The organism is Citromicrobium bathyomarinum (assembly GCF_038594605.1).
Lineage (GTDB): Bacteria > Pseudomonadota > Alphaproteobacteria > Sphingomonadales > Sphingomonadaceae > Alteriqipengyuania > Alteriqipengyuania bathyomarina_B.
The window spans coordinates 41,020-58,608 of record NZ_JBCFZM010000003.1 but is presented as its reverse complement, the minus strand read 5'-3'; the positions used below and the strand labels follow the sequence as shown (position 1 = coordinate 58,608).

Sequence of the window (17,589 nt, the reverse complement as noted above, 5' to 3'; positions counted from 1 at the left end):
TTTCAAGCCGTAAATAGCCGAAATCCTAACTCTCAAAACGGACCACTTTTCGGGGGGAAGGTCACCTCTGGCCGATGGGAAGGACGCTGACAGGCTGGAAACCGCAGTTGGGCGGTTGGGGCTTGATCGACCTTAGAAACGCGCAATCGGTCGATCCGTTTTCCCTGGCCTCAGATGAACTCATTGAGGTTACCGACTGGGAACTACTTGATTTTGCAGTTCAAGTTGTCAAGCAATGGCTCCAAAGGAAGGGTTTCGAGATCATGTCCACTCACTCAAATCCCAACGTCGATCCGAACATCTGATTTGTCGGAGACAATGGACCCGAGTGGGTAATCGTACGAGCAGCGCGATATCCAGAAAAGGTGGCTCAGATCCCGAGCAACGTAGAGGCCATCGCTAAGCAATGCGAAGCTCTCAGTCACTTGGGGAATTTCGCATCTTTTGGCTTTGCGTTGGCGGAAAACGTTGAAAGGCCCATCTGGCGGGGACACGCTGCCGATGTCCAATTCGAAGGCATTAAGCCGATCTGATCCGGAAGCTCTCATTGCTCCACGCAGGTGTGCGATCTCTTGAAGAATCATGCGGCCATATTCGTGCTCGGCGGTCGCTTTTGGGGTGTAATATAGCCGCCGCTCTGCGCCAAAACACCAGACGTCCAGACCGGTAACGGCGTGGGCTGTAGACTGGAGTTCGTTCGACCTGAGGCCGGTCGGATTACGACTTCTTACCAGTCGTCGAAACTTTGAATTTTGCTCAGATTGGAAACCTCATTCAAGTGCGTTTCCAAGTGATGGCGTTCCTCATCCCAAACCGCAAACAGATGTTCTGCGCCAGAATTCTCAATGTTGTTTAATTCGAAATCGTACACATCGAGAAACAATTGCTCGTAGTACTTAGAGAGACGATTCTCCATGCTGGTGAATGTCACGTATAGCTGGGCATTCTTCGGCCATTTTTTTGACGTGGCTATCAACGCGAAGCTCAGCAAACCCTTTCCCGACATACACGCATAACATCGTGTAATTGCCATGGTCGTCGCAGGCGTCATAGTCTACCCACAGGTGATAGAGGCCTGTCTGACCACGGAGGAATTTAAGATAGAGCTTGTACGTTATGTTCCCAATACGAAGTTCGTCGTCGACCGGCAGTTCCGCACAAAATGCGCTCTCGTTCACCAACTCATGGGCAGAAATTGGCTGGCTTAGTTCTAAGAGCGCTATTTGATCGAACGCATCGTACTCTTGATTTTGACACGGGAAATCTTGTTCGATGCACTTTGTCATGATCGGCTCGACCTACTCAATATTGTATGTTCCTTAATAGGCGCCGGTGGCTTCCGAAATCAGCTCGGTTCTTGCAGCGACGAGCGCTCCCAATACTCGAGGGTATCGGGCCGACTGCTTCGATCCGGCGACCGCGCAAAGGATGCCTTTGACTGCCCCTGTCGATGGCACGTCCGCCTCCAACCAGTCAGCTCCAGACCAATAAGCGGTCACTTCAGGCGGTCCGAAATCCAGGCCTCCACTTCGTCTTCTGCCCATGCGACCGCATATCCACCCAGCTGCACGGGCTTCGGAAACTTGCCCTCGGCCATCCAGCGATAGATTGTCGAACGGCCAAGCCCGACGCGATGCTGAACTTCGGGCAGGCGAATGAGCCGCGTCACCCGCCGGGTTTCGGTCGCTCCTTTGTCTATCTCTTCACCCACGATGGCCTCCCTCGGCACCGGCAAAGACATCGCCAAGCAGCGCATCCTTGCGTTCGAGCTCGTCGATGTGGTCGGAGAGCAAGCGGGCGACGCGGTGCGCGGTCCCCTTGGCCCAGCGCGGCTTCACATCGTGAACCTGGTTGCCCAAGACACGCTCGAGCGCTGAAGGCAGTTCGCCGGAAAAGTCCTCGAAGAATTGCGCGAGGTCCGATTGCAGCCACGCAATCGCGTGATCGCCGCCGCTGACGAGGAACAGGAGCAGGTGTGCGTGCGGCGCGACGCCGCTCGCGGCAAGAATGCGCAAGGCTTCGCCGAGGCTGGCCGAGCGTTCGCCCGCAAGAACACGGCGCAGGGCATCCTTATGGATCTGCGCGTCGCGAGCGATGTCGCAGCGGGCACGGCCGCTGGCTTCGACGGCGGCCAAAAGCAGCCGGGCGAGGTCGGCGCGAACCTGTTGTTCGGCAAAGAGCGCCATGTTGGTCATCGACGAATCCTTATCTCCAGAGTGATCGACTCTCCGGCTAACCGCGAAGGAAGCCTGTAGGAAAACAAAAAGAACATTTAGAGAACATAGAGGAAGGAACGATCAGCTTCCTCCGACGATTCGCGCGAATTTCGGTCGCCTGCGCGCATATCGCGGCTCTCTTCGCTCAGATGCCGGCACAGTCAGCGCTGTTGCGCGATCAGCCTGCGCGAATCCCGTGCATCGCACCTCCCGATGTCGCTTTTTGCTTGGTCGAAAGCCCCAAAATCCAATTCCCGATTTCCTACAGCCCGGCTCCGGGGAGAGGAAAGAACATACAGCGAACGCATCGCTGGCTGATGTTCAATCCTCGGAGTTTCCATCCATGACCACCAAGACTGCCCTTCCGGTCCAGCAGCGCTCGCCCAACGGGGCTCGCGGCCGCGACTACATTCTTCCCGCCTGCGTGGCGCTGGCCTGCGCCGGTGCCGCCTTTGCCGGGGCCGATACCACCTTCGATCCCGCGTTGACCAAGTTCACCGACTTCCTCGAAGGTTCGGGCGGCAAGATCATCACTGTGCTCAGCCTTGCGGGCGGCCTGATCGGTCTCGCCTCCGGGCGTTTCTCGCTCGGCCAGGTCGCGGTGCCGGTCGGCGTCGGCATCGGTGTCGGCACCGGCGTTCCGATCGTCACCTCGGTCGTGACCGCGGTCATCTGATCAGCGGATCCGGTCACGACAGGAGGGCGGCATGGCCGACAGGTACCTCGTTCCACGGCGGCTCGACGACCCGGAGCTCATCGGCTTCTGGACCATCGACGAGTTTGCAGGGATCCTTATTCCCTTCGCCTGGGGCATTCTCTCGCAGCATATCTTCATCGGTATCGGCCTGGCCGCCGGGGCCTGGCTTGCCTTGCGGAAGGCAAAGGCACGCGGCGCCGGTTCGGCACTGGTGCATGCTGCGTACTGGTACCTACCCGGGAGCTTTCTCGGGTTGAAGGCCACGCCGCCCTCCCACTGCCGCCTGTTGGCGGGCTGAGGGAGGCGAACCATGCGAGCAGAATTCGCGCACGAACAGGCGCAGACCTACCTGCGGCAACGCAACCGCTTTGCCGTGCTGGCAGGTGTCCTGGGCCTGACCACGCTGGTCAGCCTCGGCGCCGCGGTCACCCGCGACGAGCAGGTTGTGTTGGTGCCGATCACCTCAGAGCGGATCACCGTCTCGAGCGGCGGGATCGACGCGCCCTATCTCGAACTTGTCACCCGCGACACGGCACTGATGCTCCTCAACCGGGCGCCCGAAAGCCTCGATTACTGGATGACGAACATCCTGAAGCTCGCCGATCCCGCCGCGCACGGCCGCCTCAAGGCCGAGCTCGTCCAAATCGTCGAGGAACAGCGCGGCTCGGACATCAGCCAGGCCTTCGTGATCGCGGAAATGCACGTCGACCCCAAGGCCCTGACCTCGACCGTCACCGGCACGCTCAAGACCTTTGTCGGCACGCAGGTGATCGCGAGCCAGCGCCGCTCCTTCCGTTTCCGCTGGTCGAAGCGTGGCCTCAGCCTTGCGCTCGCCGGCTTTGAGCAACTTCCCACCGACAAGGAGGAACCCGGCCAATGAGCCTTCTCCCATCTCCCCTCGCTGCTGCGCTTGCCGGAACCGGCCTTGCCTGTTTCGCGATCGGCGCGACAAGGCGCCCCGATCCCGGGCTCAAGCTGACCGGCCTCGCCGTGCTTGCCTTCGCGCTCGCGCCGGTCCCGGCGTATGCCGACCAATTCGTCGAAGCGGCCGACAACGCGACCATCGACTGCGAGCTCGCTCGCGGCGAACTCACCCGGATCGCGCTTATCGATGACGGCTTTGCCAATGTCTCGAAGATCGCGAGCGGTTTTCCCTACAATGATTTCCAGGTGACGCACGAGCCAGTGCGCGGAGACATCTATATCTCCGTGCCCCCGCAATTTGCCGCTGCCCGGGTCAGCTTCTTTGCGACCAGCAAGGCGGGCTACGTCTACAAGTTCGCCTGCCGTCTCGGCGGCGAGGAAGCGACCCAGCTCTTCATCACCAATCCCGCGCTCGCTAAAGCCGCGGCCACCGAATGGGAGACCGAGACCGGTCCCGAGGACGCCGCGATCCGCCTGATCGAGGCGATGGCGAGCGATGCCGTCCTGCCCGGATTCACTGCCCGCGCCGAACTGTCGGCTCCGCGCCGTACCGGCGGGATCGAGGTCCAGCTGGTCGCCGAATACCAGGGCGATGAACTTACCGGACAGCGCTTCCTCGTGCGCAACCTCGGCCAGGAAAGCCTTGCGCTTGGCTCCGAGCGCGAAGGTGCCGCAGGCGCGCTCGCTTTTGCCTATGGCCGCGATGCACTCGCTCCCGGTGAAGCGACCAGTGCCTTCCTAGTCTTTGCCAAGGGAGGACTCGACTGATGGCCGAGGCACCACAGAAGGACGCCGGAAAGAGGCCTCTGCCGGGCTCGCCGGAAGCGCGAGAAAGCGGACGGCGCAACCTCAATTCGCAGATCGCACAGCGCCAGAAGATGCTGCTCGCCGGGATCGGGGCCATCGCGCTCATCGGCGGCGGCATGTTCATTTTCGGCGGCGACGGCGACGAGGCTGGCACCGATGCCAATGGTGCGGCGACAATCGACACCGGCGGCCTCGTCAATCGTAACCTCTCGCAGCGCGAGTTCGTCGCGAGCTACGGTAACCGGCTCGATGCACAGGGCCGCGCGATCAAGGATCTCCAGCAGGCCCAGCTGCCGCGCCCCGAGATCGAACAGGAGCTCGAAGCCCTGCGCAGCGAGAACGCGCAGATGCGCTCCGACGGCCAGGCGGCGATCGACGCGATCTCGGCCGAGAATGCCAATCTGCGATCACAGCTGAGCGAAGCTGCGAAGGCACCTGCCGCCGCGCCGCCACTGCCACCGCCACCTGCCTATGGACCCGGCGTCGGCACCGGCGGAGCTGTCCAGCCACCGCAAGGAGCGCCGGAAACGCAAGGCGGACAGCTCAGCCTGATGAGCTTCAGCGCGGAGACGGGCAAGGACGGCAAGCCGCGTGCGGCAGAGACTGCGCCAGCCTTGTTGCTCGAAGCGAGCCGCGATTACCTTCCGCCCAACAGCTACGCACCGGCAACGGTCATCGTGGGTGTCGATGCCTCGACCGGCGTTGCCAGCCAGAGCGATCCGCTTCCCGTGGTGCTCCGGATCACCGGTCCGGCCCGCTCGGTGATGCGCGGCAACAAACTGCTCACCACCGATATCACCGGCTGCCTCGTCAATGGCGCGGCGCGCGGCGATCTCTCGGCGGAGAAGGTCTACGTCAAGCTGGTGCGCATGACCTGCGCGCAACCCGGTGGGCGCTTCGCGGTGAGCGAGGTCAAGGGGTTCATCTCCTTCGCCGGAAAGTCGGGCGTGCGCGGCCGCGTGGTCAGCCGCGAAGGCAGCCTTGTCAGCCAGGCGCTGCTCGCCGGGATTGTGGGCGGCTTCGGCCGCGGATTTTCCGCCAACGCCAACGGCATTTTTACCGGCCAGGTCGGCGCCAACGGTCAGCGCGAGGCGCTGTCGCCGACCGACATCCTCGCCGGTGGCTTTGGCCAGGGTGCCGGCGAAGCCGCCGACACCGTCAGCCGATACCGTCAGCCGATACCTCATCGAACGCGCCGAACAATACCAACCCGTCGTCGAGATGCCGACCGGCATCGAGGTCGAGATCGTCTTTCTCGACGGCGTCCACGTCAGGAGCCCCTCCAAATGAACTACAATGACTCGCCGCCAAGCCTGAAGGCGCGCGCCGCCCACCTTGCCCTTGCCCTCTCGAGCGCCGCCGCCGTGCTGACGCTCGGCGTCTCTGCCGTCACTGCGATGCCTGCGAGCGCCGCGGGCATGGCGAGCGATGTCGCGCAGGCGCTGAAACTGCGGCTGCCCAAGACCCCGATCGATGCGATCAGCTGCGACACGCTCGGGCCCTGGTGCGAAGTCGTCTCGGGTGACACGCTGTTCTACATCGACGAGACCGCCCGCTACCTGTTCGTAGGCCGTCTCTACGACATGGAAGAACGGCGCGACGTCACTGCCGCCCGCCTGCTCGAACTCAATCCCGATCTGCTCGCGGCCGGTGCGGCGCGCGTAGCCAGTGACGCGCCGGCGGGACGCGACGAAACGCCTGTCCAGGCGGCCGCCAACCATGTCGACCTCTCGTCGCTTCCGGCTGCCGGCGCGATCCACTGGGGCAACCTCAAGGGCGAACGCCTGGTCGTCTTCTCGGATTTCCAGTGCGGGTATTGCCAGCGCCTGACCGCCGAACTCGCCAAGGCCAAGGTTCATGTCGAAGAGCGACCGATCTCGATCTTCGGCGCGGCAAGCCGCAAGATTTCCGAGGCGGTGCTGTGCGCTAAGGATCCGGCAAAGGCACTCCATGCGGCCTATTCCGGCCAGGCTCTGGCGACTGATAAGACCTGCAAGGAGGCCAAGGCACTCGATGCCAACGAAGCCTTCGCGAAGGCCAACGGGTTTGCCGGAACTCCGGTCATCGTGCGCGCCCGCGATGGGGCGGTGCTTCATGGCTACCGCGATGCCGCGGCGATCCGCCGCTTCGTCGCCGAAGGCAAGGGAGTGGCGCAATGAGCCGGCTTCCAATCCTTCGCGCCATGGTGCTCGCTGCGCCGCTCCTCCTGGCCAGTGGCTGCGCCAGCCTCGGCGGCAACGTCAAAGGCAGCTTTGCCTGCCGGGCTCCGGAAGGGACCTGCGCGCCGACTTCCGCGATCGATGCCGGGGCGACCGGCATTGAAAAGGCTGACACGGTTGACGCGCATCGGACGGTGACCCCGACCGGCGAAGCGGTTCGTCGCCTGCTGGTCGTGCTGACAGGCTACCGTGACGCGGCGGGCCGCGACCATGAGGCGCGCGTCGTTCACCTGACGCTGCCCGAACAGGCAGGGACAGGCTGGCGCACGCCGCAGGGCCGCCGCGAAGTCCTGCGCTCGCTGGCATCGACTATTGCCGCGACGCGCGAGAGCAACCCCGCAACCGATTTCCAACCGCCAAAAATCCAAGAGGCAGACACATTGCCGGAACAGCTGTTCATCCCCTCGCAGCCCGTTCCGGCGATGCCCGGCGCTGACGCGCCGGAACCCGGGGGACCTGGCTCGTTTTCCCCTCCCCGCGAGCCGGTCCCCCAACCTGACATGACCGAAGGAGAGAGCCAGTGACGCTATCCCTTGCTGCCGCGCGCGACGCACTCTCGCGGGGCCTGTTTGCCGACACGGCTCGGCCCGAAAAGCCGCGGGCGCATTTCGGGCTCGATATGCTCTCGGACTGGCTGCCCTACCGGGTCTATGACGAGGGGGCGAAGCTCTACCGCAACGCCCGCTCCAAAGGCTTCGTGCTCGAAGTCACCCCGCTGATCGGGGCCGACGAACGGACCGGCGAGATCCTCGGTCAGTTCTTCTCCGAAGGCCTGCCGCAGGGCGCCTGCCTCCAGGTCCTGAACTTCGCATCTCCGCGGATCGGCAGCGTGGTCGGCCCCTGGTTCGCTCCGCGCTACGAGCAGGGCGGGATCTACGAGGCCATCGCCAGAGCGCGCACCAGGCGCCTTTACGATCTCGTCTGGAGCTCGGGCTCGGCGCATGCGCCGTTCCATGCTCGCAACGTCCGGCTGATCGTCTCGCTCGGCGTGCCGGTGCCCGGAAGCGTGACCGACGCGGAACTTTCGGAATGCCGCGAAGGGCTGATGGGCATGCTCCACTCGCTCGGACTGCACGCGCAGGAGCTGCGTCCGGGCGGCCTCTTGGCGCTGATCGACGAGCTCACCTCGCCGACTACCGCGCACGAGACCGATATCCATGCGTGGAACCCGCACGATACGCTTCAGTCCCAAGCGATCCGCCGCGACATCGAGCTCGAGGTCGGCGACGATCGCCTGATCCTCAGGACCGAGCGCTTTCGCGAGACGGGCCGCGACGAGGAGGGCAATCCTGAAGTCGGCGAATGCTATCCCGACCATTTCGATGTGCGGCACTATGCCGTGCGCTCTACCCCTGAGCGCTGGGCACCTTGGGAATGCGCGCGGCTCATCGGCGACATGTTCACCGACAAGCTGCGTTTCCCCTGTCCGACGGCAACCATGCTGTGCCTGGTCTACCCCGACCAGGAAGCTGCTTCGGCGCGCGCGGGCTTCAAGTTCATGCGCACGACCAGTCTCAGCCAGACCAAGAGCGCGCGTTTCTTGCCCAAGCTTGCCGAACAGTCGGCCGAGTGGCGCCACGTCCAGGCCGAACTCCAGGCTGGCAAGAAGCTCGTGAAGCTGTTCTACGGGCTCACCAGCATCTCGCCGCTCGGCCAGGGCGACGCGCATGAACGCATCATCAAGGCGATCTACAAGGCGGCGGGCTGGGACCTTGCCGACGAGCGCTTCCTCCAGCTCCAAGGCCTCGTCGCTGCCTTTCCCCTGTGCCTCGCCGATGGCCTCGCCGACGACATGGCGCGGTTGAAGCGTCTCAAGACCATGCTCTCGACGACAGCGGCACATATCGCGCCGATGCAGGGCGAATATCTCGGCGGCGTAATCCCGCACCTCCTGCTCGTTGGCCGCCGCGGCCAGCCCTTCTGGTGGTCGCCATTCGAGAACGGTGCCGGCAACCACAATATCGCGATCTGCGGCAAGTCGGGTTCGGGCAAGTCGGTGCTGCTGCAGGAACTCTGCGCCGCCCTGCGCGGCGCCGGTGCCAAGGTCGTGGTGATCGACGACGGCCGCAGCTTCGAGCATTCGGTCAAACTGCAGGGCGGACGCTTCGTTGAGTTCACGCTCGCCTCGGGCTTTTCCCTGAACCCCTTCTCGATGGTCGACGATGCCCGCGCACACGAAGACGAGGACTACCGCCTCGACTGCTTCGCCATGATCAAGGCAATCATTGGCCAGATGGCGCGTCCCGGCACCGCGCCGAGCGATACCGAGCGCGGGCTCATCGATCGGGCCGTGACCGCGACCTGGGAGGCACTCGGCAGCGGCGCATCGGTCGACGATGTCGCGCATGCGCTCCATGGATCGGAAAGCGAGGCGGGCCGCGATCTCGCCACCGCGATCGCGCCCTTCTGCCGCGGCGGCAGCTACGGCGGGTTCTTTGCAGGCAAGGCGAGCTTCGCGCTCGACGATGATTTTACCGTCTTCGAGATGAGCGATCTCGCAAGCCGCGAGGAACTGCGCAGCGTCGTCCTTTCGGCGATCATGTTCATGACCAGCCAGGCGATGACCCGCTCGTCGCGAGCAACCAAGAAGCTGCTGCTGATCGACGAGGCCTGGGCCATGCTCAAGGGCGGGTCGATGGGCGAGTTCGTCGAAACCTATGCCCGCACTGCCCGCAAGTACGGCGGCGCGCTCGCCACCGCGACCCAGTCCCTCAATGATTATTACAAGTCCGACGGCGCGCGCGCCGCGCTCGAGAATAGCGACTGGATGCTGGTACTTCAGCAGAAGGCCGAGACGATCGCCGATTTCAGGGCGAACGCGCGGCTCGACATGGACGACCGCACCGAGACGCTGATCCGCAGCCTCAAGCGTTCGGGGACCGAGTACAGCGAGGTCTTCATCAAAGGCCCCGAGACCGAGGCGGTCGGTCGGCTCGTGCTCGATCCCTTCTCGGCGACGATCTACTCCTCCGATCCCGACACCTATGCGGCGATCCAGGACTGCGAGCGGCGCGGGCACAGCCTCGCCGATGCCATCCGGATCGTGGCGGGAGGCGGACAATGATGGTCTCGCATCTCGTCGACCGGACCCCTCCGGCCAATCTCCGCAGCCTGCTGCCGTTCCTGCAAGGGAGCTGTTTCGTCCTCATCGAGACCGCGCGCTTTGCCGCGACTTCACTGCTGATCGTGCTGGGATTGCCGCTCGCGCTGTTCCTGTTCGTTGCGGGCTGGGACCTTGGCGGCCTCTTCACCCAGCTCGCCAATCTGTCGGACCGATATCTCGAAGCCGACGGGCTGCGCCGCAGCCTGTTCAGCCAGGACCTCAAGGGCTGCTTCCTCGCCCTCGCTGGCGCTGTGACGCTGTTTCGCATGCCCCGCTTCCTGAGGCGGCTTGCGGCCGATCTCGACAACCATCCGGCCCGGGAGGCTAAACGTGACTGAGACGCGCAGACTACCATCCTTCAATCGCCCGCTGTTGCTGAGAATTCTCGGCGTGCTCGCGCTCGTGGTCGCATTACTCTGGGCAGCCTGGGTCAGCCGCGAACTGTCCGAGCCGCGCCAGCAGATCGTCACCGTCCGGCTTGCCGAGACCATCGCCGCATTCGTCGATGCCGAAGCGCGCGCAGAGCAGGATCCCGAAGCCAGCCAGGCGCGCGTGCTCGCCTTCCTTCAGGCGTCCGAGCGCGCTGTTGCGGAAATGGGGGCCGATGGCCGCGTGGTGCTGGTCGGCGAAGCAGTGCTCGCGGGCGATGCCCCCGATGCTACCGATGAACTGCGCGTGCGGATCGCTCGCCAGCTTGGGCAGGGAGGCGGCCAGTGACGCGCTTTGCCTCTCGTTTTGTCCGCACGCTCAAACGACCGCTCGTCCTGACCGGTCTGGTGCTGCTGCCACTTGGATGGGGCGCGGTCGACGCCTTCGCGAAAGACCATGCCTTCCTCATCAATGCCAGCCCGAGCCTGCCCAACTGGGCCTTCTGGCTCGACAAGCATGCGCGGATCGAGCGCGGCAGCCTGATCTTCTTCGAGCCGCCGGCGAGCAGACTCGTCGAAGCGCATTTCGGAGAAGGCGCGCAGCTCTTCGGCAAGCGGGTGTTGGGCGTGCCGGGCGATGTCGTGAGCCACCGTGGCCACGAGGTCTTCATCAACGGCCGCAAGATCGCCGCGCGGCTCGATGAGACCCGTCTCGGCATTGCGCTTCACAAGGGCCCCGAAGGCCCGATCCCCGACGGCTGCTTCTACACCGGGACCAGCCATCAGCGCGGCCTCGACAGCCGCTACGCCGAGATCGGCTTCGTCTGCCGCGGCCAGATCCTGGGCAGCGGGAGGGCGATCCTGTGAGCAAGCTCATCCTCCCTGCGGCCCTACTTGCAGTCCTGCTCTGCCCTGCCGAGGTGCTGGCGCGCGACTATGGCCAGCGCGGCACGGTGTTTCCCGTGATCGAGCGCGACCTCCTCGAGCAGATTCATTCGCGCCTGACGCAGATGGAACGTTCGGGGGAGACCGCGCGGCTCAATGAAGACCTGAAGCGCCGCACGATCGCGCGCGTGAACCGGCCCGACCCCGTCGCCGGAATCGTCCGGGCCAGCGAAGCCCGTCGCTGGCAATTTGATCCGACGATCACGCTCGCTGCCGATATCCGCGGGGCAAAAGGCGAGCTGATCCATGCCGCTGGCACGAGGGTCAATCCGCTCGACAGCGTGCAGCTACGCGCCGAACTTCTCTTCCTCGACGGCGACGATCCCGACCAGCTCGCCTGGGCGCTCAAGCAGGCCGCCAATGCCAAGCTGATCCTGGTGAAGGGTGCGCCGCTCGAGCTGATGAAGGCCCGCCAGCGCCGCTTCTATTTCGACCAGGGCGGCAAGCTCACGGAGAGGTTCGGGATCAGATCGGTGCCCGCACGCGTGCGCCAGCAGGGCCGCCTGCTCGAGATCAGCGAAATCGCGCTGCCACCGAAAAGGAGGACGGCCCAATGACGCACTTAAGAAAGCTGGCGCTCATGCTGGCCGCCATTCTTGGTCTCGCCACTGCAACGCCCGCGATGGCCGATGCCGGTCCGGGACGCTGCACCGGAAGCTTTGTCAACCCGATCACCGACATCTGCTGGTCGTGCCTGTTCCCGATCTCGATCGGCGGGCTGGACATCTGGCCCTCGAGCCGGCCCGATCCCGATAACCCCGACCTGCCGGTGTGCCTGTGCGGTCTGAGGCCCGGAATTGCGATGGGCTTCTGGGAGCCCGTGCGGCTTGCCGATGTCAGCATGAAGCCGTGGTGCTTCGTGAACCTCGGCGGCATGAAGCTCGATCCCGGCTTCGATATCGGCTTCCGCTCGATCTCGGGTCCATCAGCAGTGGGCGGCGCGAGCCAGTATTATTCGAGCTGGCACGTCCACTGGTATGCCTATCCGCTGATCTACTGGATGGAGATCGTCGCCGATTTTCTGTGCCTGGAATCGGGCTCGATCGACATCCTCTACATCTCCGAGATCGATCCGCTGTGGCAGGATTCCGAGCTCACCGCGATCATCAACCCCGAGGCCGTGCTCTTCGCCAACCCGCTGGCGCTCGCTGCCTGTGCGGCCGACTGCGTCGCCTCGACCGCGAAGCTGCCGATCGACGAGATGTTCTGGTGCGCGGGCTGCCAGGGGTCGATGTACCCGATGAACGGCAATGTCTCGGCCAGCATAGGCCACGTCCAGGCCTCGCGCCTCGTGCTTTCGCGCTTTGCCTACAAGCTCCACCGCGAACTCGTCTCGTGGGGGACGATGGGGTCCAAGGGCCTGTGCGGCAAATATTTGATGCCGGTGATGCGCAAGCAACAATACCGCTTCCAGGCCACCAACCCCAACCCGGCGACTTCGGGCCGTTACGCCTGCCCGCCCATCGGCGCCTCCACCACCTTTCAATCGGCCGGACAGGTCATTCCCGCCATCGGCGAAGACATGGGATACCTCGTCTGGCGCAAGCGGAACTGCTGCGCGCTATGAACAAGCACCTCCTCCTTTTGCCCGTCGGCCTTGCCGTCACTCTCGGTGGCCTCGCTCTCGCCCAGAGCGCGCCCGAAGGCATCGACCTTGAAGCGATCCGCGAGCGTGCGGCCGAACACGCCGACGATGCGCAGGCGCTCAGCACCAATGTCCGCCAACGCGCCGAGGCGCTGACCGAGGACGCACAGGCTATCCAGGCGCAAGCGCAGGCCAATCGCGCAGCCTATGCGGACAGCATCAAGGCAACCGAGACCGACGCCGTCCTCGACTTCGACGCCATGATCGCAGGGCAAGCCGCCGCAGAGAAGGCATCGCTCGGGGGAACCCCGCGCTTCATTGCCTTTGCCAGCCTGTCGATGCCGCCCGAAGCGCTGAAAGCACTGGTCCACGACATGACCAGGGCGGGAGGCGTCACCGTGCTGCGCGGCTTCCCGCAAGGTAACAGCGAGGCATTCAAGAAGCGGCTCGCCGCCATCTGGAGCACCCGAGACGCGGCCGGTTCGCTCGGCATCGATCCAAGGCTGTTCCGCGCCTTCAACATCGAAGCTGCACCGAGCTTCATTATGCTGAGCACCGAGTTCAGTCCCTGCGACGGGTTCGATTGCACCAGCGAGGTGCCGCCGCACGACCGCATCGCCGGCAACATTAGCGTGGGCGAAGTCCTCGAGACCTTTGCCTCGGGCAAGGGTCCGGGCGCCGAACTTGCCCGCCTCCATCTGCGCCAGCTCTCCAGGGAGGAACGGCCATGACCGCCAAAACCCTCGCCCATCTCCTTGTGGCACTCGTCACCCTCACAAGCGCGGCTTCCATTCAGGCTCAGACCCGCGATGCGGCAAGGGCTGACGGGAAGTACTTTGCCACCGAGCTGCTGGGCGAAGCGCGCGAGGCAGCAACGACCAATCCCGACGCAGCACGCGTTCCCAATTTCGATCCGCAAGCGACGCGCGATCTGCAGGATCTTGCGCGCGATCCCGACCAGATCGAGACCCGCGCCCGCAGCGCCGCTACGACCAGCACGCCGATGCGGACGATCCGCGACAGCATGGCCAATCGCGCACGGTTCGAGCCGAACGAGATCGAGGACGTGATCGCGCGCAGCCTCGCCATCAACGAGACGCCGCTCGACTACACCAGCGGCATGGCAATTTCGGGCAGCCAGGGATCCTGCGTTCCGCTGCCGCCCGGTTCGGGCGCGGCGGGCACATATACCGCGACCTGCAATACGGGCACACGGATCGATCAGTCGGTTGGCCAATGCGCGGTACCACTCGTCGTCAGGGTCAGCCAGCAACCGCAGTATCATTACCTTTGCAGCCCATTGGGCAGCTTCAACCTATCAGGTGAGCCGGACTGCGAAGAGTTTTCGGGCGCTCTTTGCCGGGTGACCGGGCACCGCGATGGTCCTTGCTTGCAGTGGGGTTGGTCCGGTGGTCGCAAGTGGTGCACCGAGCCGGGCGATCCGCTTACCGAGCTGACCTGCGACGAACAGGTCGCAGGTCAGACGCCCTACCGCATTGCCAACGCTACCACCGTTACCACGACCCCGGACGAAAGCCAGTGCACAGGTTTTGCGGACAATAGCGATTGCACGCTGGACGCAGAGATCTGCACCGATACCGATCCGCAGACCCGCGTGGTCGATGGCGTCTCTGTCACAAAGCCCTGCTGGGAATGGCAGAGGAGCTACACCTGCATCGCGCGCGAAGCGGCGACCGATTGCTCCGACATCGAAAGCCAGGGCAGCTGTCGCTTTGTTCGCGAGGAATGCCTCACCGACGAAGACCCCTGCGAGACCTGGGAGCGCATCTACGAGTGCCCGCTTCCCGGGACCGACAGCTCCACCCAGTATGTCTGCGACGGCGATGTCTATTGCATCGACGGCAGCTGCGAGACGATCCAGCGCACCGCGAACGACGAGTTCAAGGATGCCGTCACCGCGCTCCATGCGATGGACGAGGCCCGCGGGCAGTTCGATCCCGAGACGCTGACGCTGTTCCGCGGCACGCGCAACACCTGCTCGTCCAAGGTCTTCGGCGTGCTCAACTGCTGCAAGGGCAAGGGTTTCCCGCTCATCCCCGGCATCAGCCTGCTGGTCGCGCTCGGCTGCAACCGCGAGGAAGTTCTGCTCCACGAACGCGATGCGCAGGGGCTGTGCGCCTACGTGGGGACCTATTGTTCGGACAAGTTCCTCGGCGTCTGCCTGACCAAGAAGAAGGTCTACTGCTGCTTCGAGAGCAAGCTCTCGCGGATCCTGCAGGAACAGGGTCGCCGCCAGCTGCGCAAGCCCTGGGACAAGCCCAAGGAAGAGCAGTGCGAGGGGTTCACGCTCGACGAGTTCGCCCGGCTCGACCTCAGCCAGATGGATTTCAGCGAAGTCTATGCCGAGTTCACCGAGGCTGCACGGCTCCCCGACGAGCTCGAGACCAGCATCCTCATCCAGCAGAAAATCGAAGATTATTACGCAAGGAGTGGCCAATGACGCGCCGCCAATCACTGCCGATGCTGGCCCTCCCAGCACTGGCCATGATTCTCGCTGCACTGCTCCCCGTTCGGGCAGCCGCCCAGGAAGCGCGCCAGGCAAAGCCAGCTGCTTCGGCAGACAGCCTCTACTGCGAGCAGCGCAGGCTCGGCTACTGGTTCTATTGCGTAAAGCCGGTGCCGGCAGACGAGCCGCAGATGGCGCAGCCACCAGCCCAGGTGACCGCCACGCAGGAGCTGGACGCGGTCACGGGGGAACTGCGCGAACTCAAGGCGCGCGCGATCCTCTATCCGACGCCGGAAAACGTCACCGCCTATATCCGCTTCCAGCGTGCCCAGCTCGACCGGGCTTCGCTGTTCTCCGATGTCTGGCAACGCGCGATTTGGCAGGATCCCGAGCTCGACTACACGCTCGAACGACCGGTCGGCGCACTCGCCAAGAAGCAATGGCAGGACGCGCGCGCTGCCGACCGCGACGCGGTGATGGCCAGGCTCTCCGAACGCTATGGACTGTTCTACTTCTTCGCCCAGACCTGCGGCGCCTGCGAAGTGATGAGCCCGATCGTGCGCTCGGTGGCGGACCGCTGGCATATCACGGTCCGGGCGATCTCGACCGATGGCGGGCCGTCCAGGCACTTCCCCGACTACAAGGTCGAAAGCGGCCAGCGGCCCCGCATGGGGCTCGAACCCGGCATCACCCCGGCGCTCGTGCTTTGGGACAGCGTGGCCAGGCGCCCGATCCCGATCGGATACGGCGTGCTCTCGGCCGACGAGCTGCAGGACCGCATCTACCTCCTCACCTCGAAGGAAGCCGGACATGATTACTAGCATCCGCAATGCGGCGCTCACCATAGCTGCCGCCAGCATGGTCGCGTCCCCCGTCGCCGCAAACGTCGGCGACAGCATGGACCGCTTCATGGACGACATGGGCGCTGCGGCCAATGTCACCGGGCCGAGCGCATTCGAAGGACAGTCGGCGGGCTATTACAGCCTCGGCAATGTCTGGACGCGCTTCCCGCAGAAGACGACCAGCATCGCCAACCTCCAGCTGCCGCGTGCCCGCGCAGGTTGCGGCGGCATCGATATCTTCGCCGGGTCCTTCTCCTTCATCAACGCGAGCGAGATGGTCGCGCTGTTGAAGGCCGTCGCGAACAATGCGGTGGGGTTCGCCTTCAGCCTCGCGATCGATACCGTCTGCCCCGAGTGCTCAAAGATCATGCAGGAGTTCAGCCAGAAGGCGCAGCTCATGAACAATCTCTCGATCAACTCCTGCGAGATGGCGCAGGGGCTGGTCGGCGGCGTCTGGCCCAAGGGCGATCTCGCCGACAAGGCGATCTGCGAAGCGATCGGCAATTCCGAAGGTATCTTCACCGACTATGCTGCCGCCAAACACGGTTGCGGCACCAGGGGTCAGCGCGCCTCGACCAATGAGAGCGCCGGCGCCGACTATGCCGACGTCAATCCCGGTGTACCGCGCAATTACACCTGGCATGTCCTCAAGCAGAGCGCCTTCTTCAACCCTGGTGGCACCTTCGACCGCGACCTCGCCGAGTATGCGATGACGCTCATCGGCACGGTGATCTACGTGCCGCCCCGCGATGACGAACCAGGCAAGTTCGTGCCTTTCGCAGGCGATGCCTCCTCGACGCTGGTGACCGCGCTGCTCGACGGGACGCAAGGCCAGTCGGTGCGGGTGTTCCAGTGTGACGAGCCCGACCAGTGCCTCAACCCCACTTTCCAGCAGATGAGCCTCACGAGCGCGAAGGCCATCCGGCCCCGCGTTGCCCAGCTCATCGGCAGCATGGTCGAGGCCATCCGCAGCGACACAGCGATCGGCGACGAGGAGAAGGAGCTGCTCCAGGTGGCATCGGTGCCGCTCTACAAGATCCTCACCGTGCAGGCGGCCTATGGACGCGGGATGGCAACCGACGACCGCGACACGCTGGCCGAGATCGCCAGCATCGATCTTCTCTATGCCATCCTCGAACGCATCACAGCCGAGGCCGGACGCTCGATGGCGAGCTTCATTGCGGCCGATGAAGCGAAACTCGCGATCTGGCGCGCTCAGGTCGCGGAAGTCCGGTCAAGCCTCGCCCAGAGGCAAGCGACCGGACAGGCGCGGGTCTCCGCGATCATGCAGATCATCGAGAAGACCGCGATGATCGAGAACATGCTCGCCGCCTCGATGTCGCCATCGATGGCCGCCGCGCTCGACTGGTCGCGCGGGATGCAGTCCCGCTCCATCGTTCCATAAGGGTGAGGCAG

Annotated in this window: 20 protein-coding genes and 1 pseudogene; 18 read left to right on the top strand and 3 right to left on the bottom strand. The window is 64.3% G+C overall.

The window, feature by feature from the left end:
- The first annotated feature begins 74 nt into the window (after positions 1-74).
- Complete coding sequence (locus tag AAG612_RS11700) at positions 75-305, top strand: hypothetical protein (protein ID WP_006834202.1); 231 nt, start codon at positions 75-77, stop codon at positions 303-305.
- A gap of 591 nt (positions 306-896) precedes the next feature.
- On the opposite strand, the gene AAG612_RS11695 is transcribed toward AAG612_RS11700, so the two are convergent.
- The 3 genes from AAG612_RS11695 to AAG612_RS11685 form a co-directional block, all read right to left on the bottom strand.
- A complete protein-coding gene (locus tag AAG612_RS11695) occupies positions 897-1,286 on the bottom strand; it encodes a hypothetical protein (protein WP_196793211.1) in 390 nt (129 codons plus the stop codon).
- Positions 1,287-1,495: 209 nt separating this feature from the next.
- Positions 1,496-1,711, bottom strand: a complete 216-nt coding sequence (locus AAG612_RS11690) for a helix-turn-helix transcriptional regulator (protein ID WP_006834205.1) — start codon at positions 1,709-1,711, stop codon at positions 1,496-1,498.
- Positions 1,704-2,195 (bottom strand): hypothetical protein, encoded by a 492-nt coding sequence (locus AAG612_RS11685; RefSeq protein WP_006834206.1) that lies wholly within the window; start codon positions 2,193-2,195, stop codon positions 1,704-1,706. The genes AAG612_RS11690 and AAG612_RS11685 overlap by 8 nt, the downstream gene beginning before the upstream one ends.
- Before the next feature lie 364 nt (positions 2,196-2,559).
- On the opposite strand from AAG612_RS11685, the gene AAG612_RS11680 reads away from it, so the two are divergent.
- From AAG612_RS11680 to AAG612_RS11600, 17 genes and pseudogenes are all read left to right on the top strand, one after another.
- A complete protein-coding gene (locus AAG612_RS11680) occupies positions 2,560-2,892 on the top strand; it encodes a hypothetical protein (RefSeq protein ID WP_006834207.1) in 333 nt (110 codons plus the stop codon).
- 31 nt (positions 2,893-2,923) lie between these two features.
- Positions 2,924-3,211 carry a type IV conjugative transfer system protein TraL gene (gene traL / locus AAG612_RS11675; protein WP_006834208.1) on the top strand — a complete coding sequence of 96 codons (288 nt, stop codon included), beginning with the start codon at positions 2,924-2,926 and terminating at the stop codon, positions 3,209-3,211.
- 12 nt (positions 3,212-3,223) lie between these two features.
- Entirely contained in the window at positions 3,224-3,793 is a 570-nt protein-coding gene (locus tag AAG612_RS11670; RefSeq protein ID WP_006834209.1) for a type IV conjugative transfer system protein TraE, read from the top strand.
- On the top strand, positions 3,790-4,605 hold the full coding sequence (locus AAG612_RS11665; protein ID WP_006834210.1) for a type-F conjugative transfer system secretin TraK: 816 nt from the start codon (positions 3,790-3,792) through the stop codon (positions 4,603-4,605). Before AAG612_RS11670 ends, AAG612_RS11665 begins: the two co-directional genes overlap by 4 nt.
- A pseudogene (locus AAG612_RS11660) lies at positions 4,605-5,934 on the top strand (TraB/VirB10 family protein). Before AAG612_RS11665 ends, AAG612_RS11660 begins: the two are co-directional and overlap by 1 nt.
- Positions 5,931-6,803 (top strand): DsbC family protein, encoded by an 873-nt coding sequence (locus tag AAG612_RS11655; RefSeq protein WP_050599561.1) that lies wholly within the window; start codon positions 5,931-5,933, stop codon positions 6,801-6,803. The pseudogene AAG612_RS11660 and the gene AAG612_RS11655 overlap by 4 nt, the downstream one beginning before the upstream one ends.
- Complete coding sequence (locus AAG612_RS11650) at positions 6,800-7,387, top strand: hypothetical protein (protein ID WP_050599560.1); 588 nt, start codon at positions 6,800-6,802, stop codon at positions 7,385-7,387. Before AAG612_RS11655 ends, AAG612_RS11650 begins: the two co-directional genes overlap by 4 nt.
- Positions 7,384-9,927 (top strand): type IV secretion system protein TraC, encoded by a 2,544-nt coding sequence (gene traC, locus AAG612_RS11645; RefSeq protein WP_066284723.1) that lies wholly within the window; start codon positions 7,384-7,386, stop codon positions 9,925-9,927. Before AAG612_RS11650 ends, traC begins: the two co-directional genes overlap by 4 nt.
- Entirely contained in the window at positions 9,924-10,304 is a 381-nt protein-coding gene (locus tag AAG612_RS11640) for a hypothetical protein (RefSeq protein ID WP_050599558.1), read from the top strand. Before traC ends, AAG612_RS11640 begins: the two co-directional genes overlap by 4 nt.
- A complete protein-coding gene (locus AAG612_RS11635; RefSeq protein WP_228135197.1) occupies positions 10,297-10,683 on the top strand; it encodes a type-F conjugative transfer system protein TrbI in 387 nt (128 codons plus the stop codon). Before AAG612_RS11640 ends, AAG612_RS11635 begins: the two co-directional genes overlap by 8 nt.
- Entirely contained in the window at positions 10,680-11,201 is a 522-nt protein-coding gene (locus AAG612_RS11630; protein WP_050599556.1) for a S26 family signal peptidase, read from the top strand. The genes AAG612_RS11635 and AAG612_RS11630 overlap by 4 nt, the downstream gene beginning before the upstream one ends.
- Entirely contained in the window at positions 11,198-11,836 is a 639-nt protein-coding gene (gene traW / locus AAG612_RS11625) for a type-F conjugative transfer system protein TraW (RefSeq protein WP_082835680.1), read from the top strand. Before AAG612_RS11630 ends, traW begins: the two co-directional genes overlap by 4 nt.
- Positions 11,833-12,846: a conjugal transfer pilus assembly protein TraU gene (gene traU / locus AAG612_RS11620; protein WP_050599555.1), complete on the top strand. Its 1,014-nt coding sequence runs from the start codon at positions 11,833-11,835 to the stop codon at positions 12,844-12,846. The genes traW and traU overlap by 4 nt, the downstream gene beginning before the upstream one ends.
- Complete coding sequence (gene trbC / locus AAG612_RS11615; RefSeq protein WP_050599554.1) at positions 12,843-13,595, top strand: type-F conjugative transfer system pilin assembly protein TrbC; 753 nt, start codon at positions 12,843-12,845, stop codon at positions 13,593-13,595. The genes traU and trbC overlap by 4 nt, the downstream gene beginning before the upstream one ends.
- A complete protein-coding gene (locus AAG612_RS11610; RefSeq protein WP_067695815.1) occupies positions 13,592-15,325 on the top strand; it encodes a conjugal transfer protein TraN in 1,734 nt (577 codons plus the stop codon). The genes trbC and AAG612_RS11610 overlap by 4 nt, the downstream gene beginning before the upstream one ends.
- Positions 15,322-16,152, top strand: a complete 831-nt coding sequence (locus AAG612_RS11605; protein ID WP_230833605.1) for a conjugal transfer protein TraF — start codon at positions 15,322-15,324, stop codon at positions 16,150-16,152. Before AAG612_RS11610 ends, AAG612_RS11605 begins: the two co-directional genes overlap by 4 nt.
- A complete protein-coding gene (locus AAG612_RS11600) occupies positions 16,142-17,578 on the top strand; it encodes a conjugal transfer protein TraH (RefSeq protein WP_160726843.1) in 1,437 nt (478 codons plus the stop codon). The genes AAG612_RS11605 and AAG612_RS11600 overlap by 11 nt, the downstream gene beginning before the upstream one ends.
- Positions 17,579-17,589: the final 11 nt, after the last annotated feature.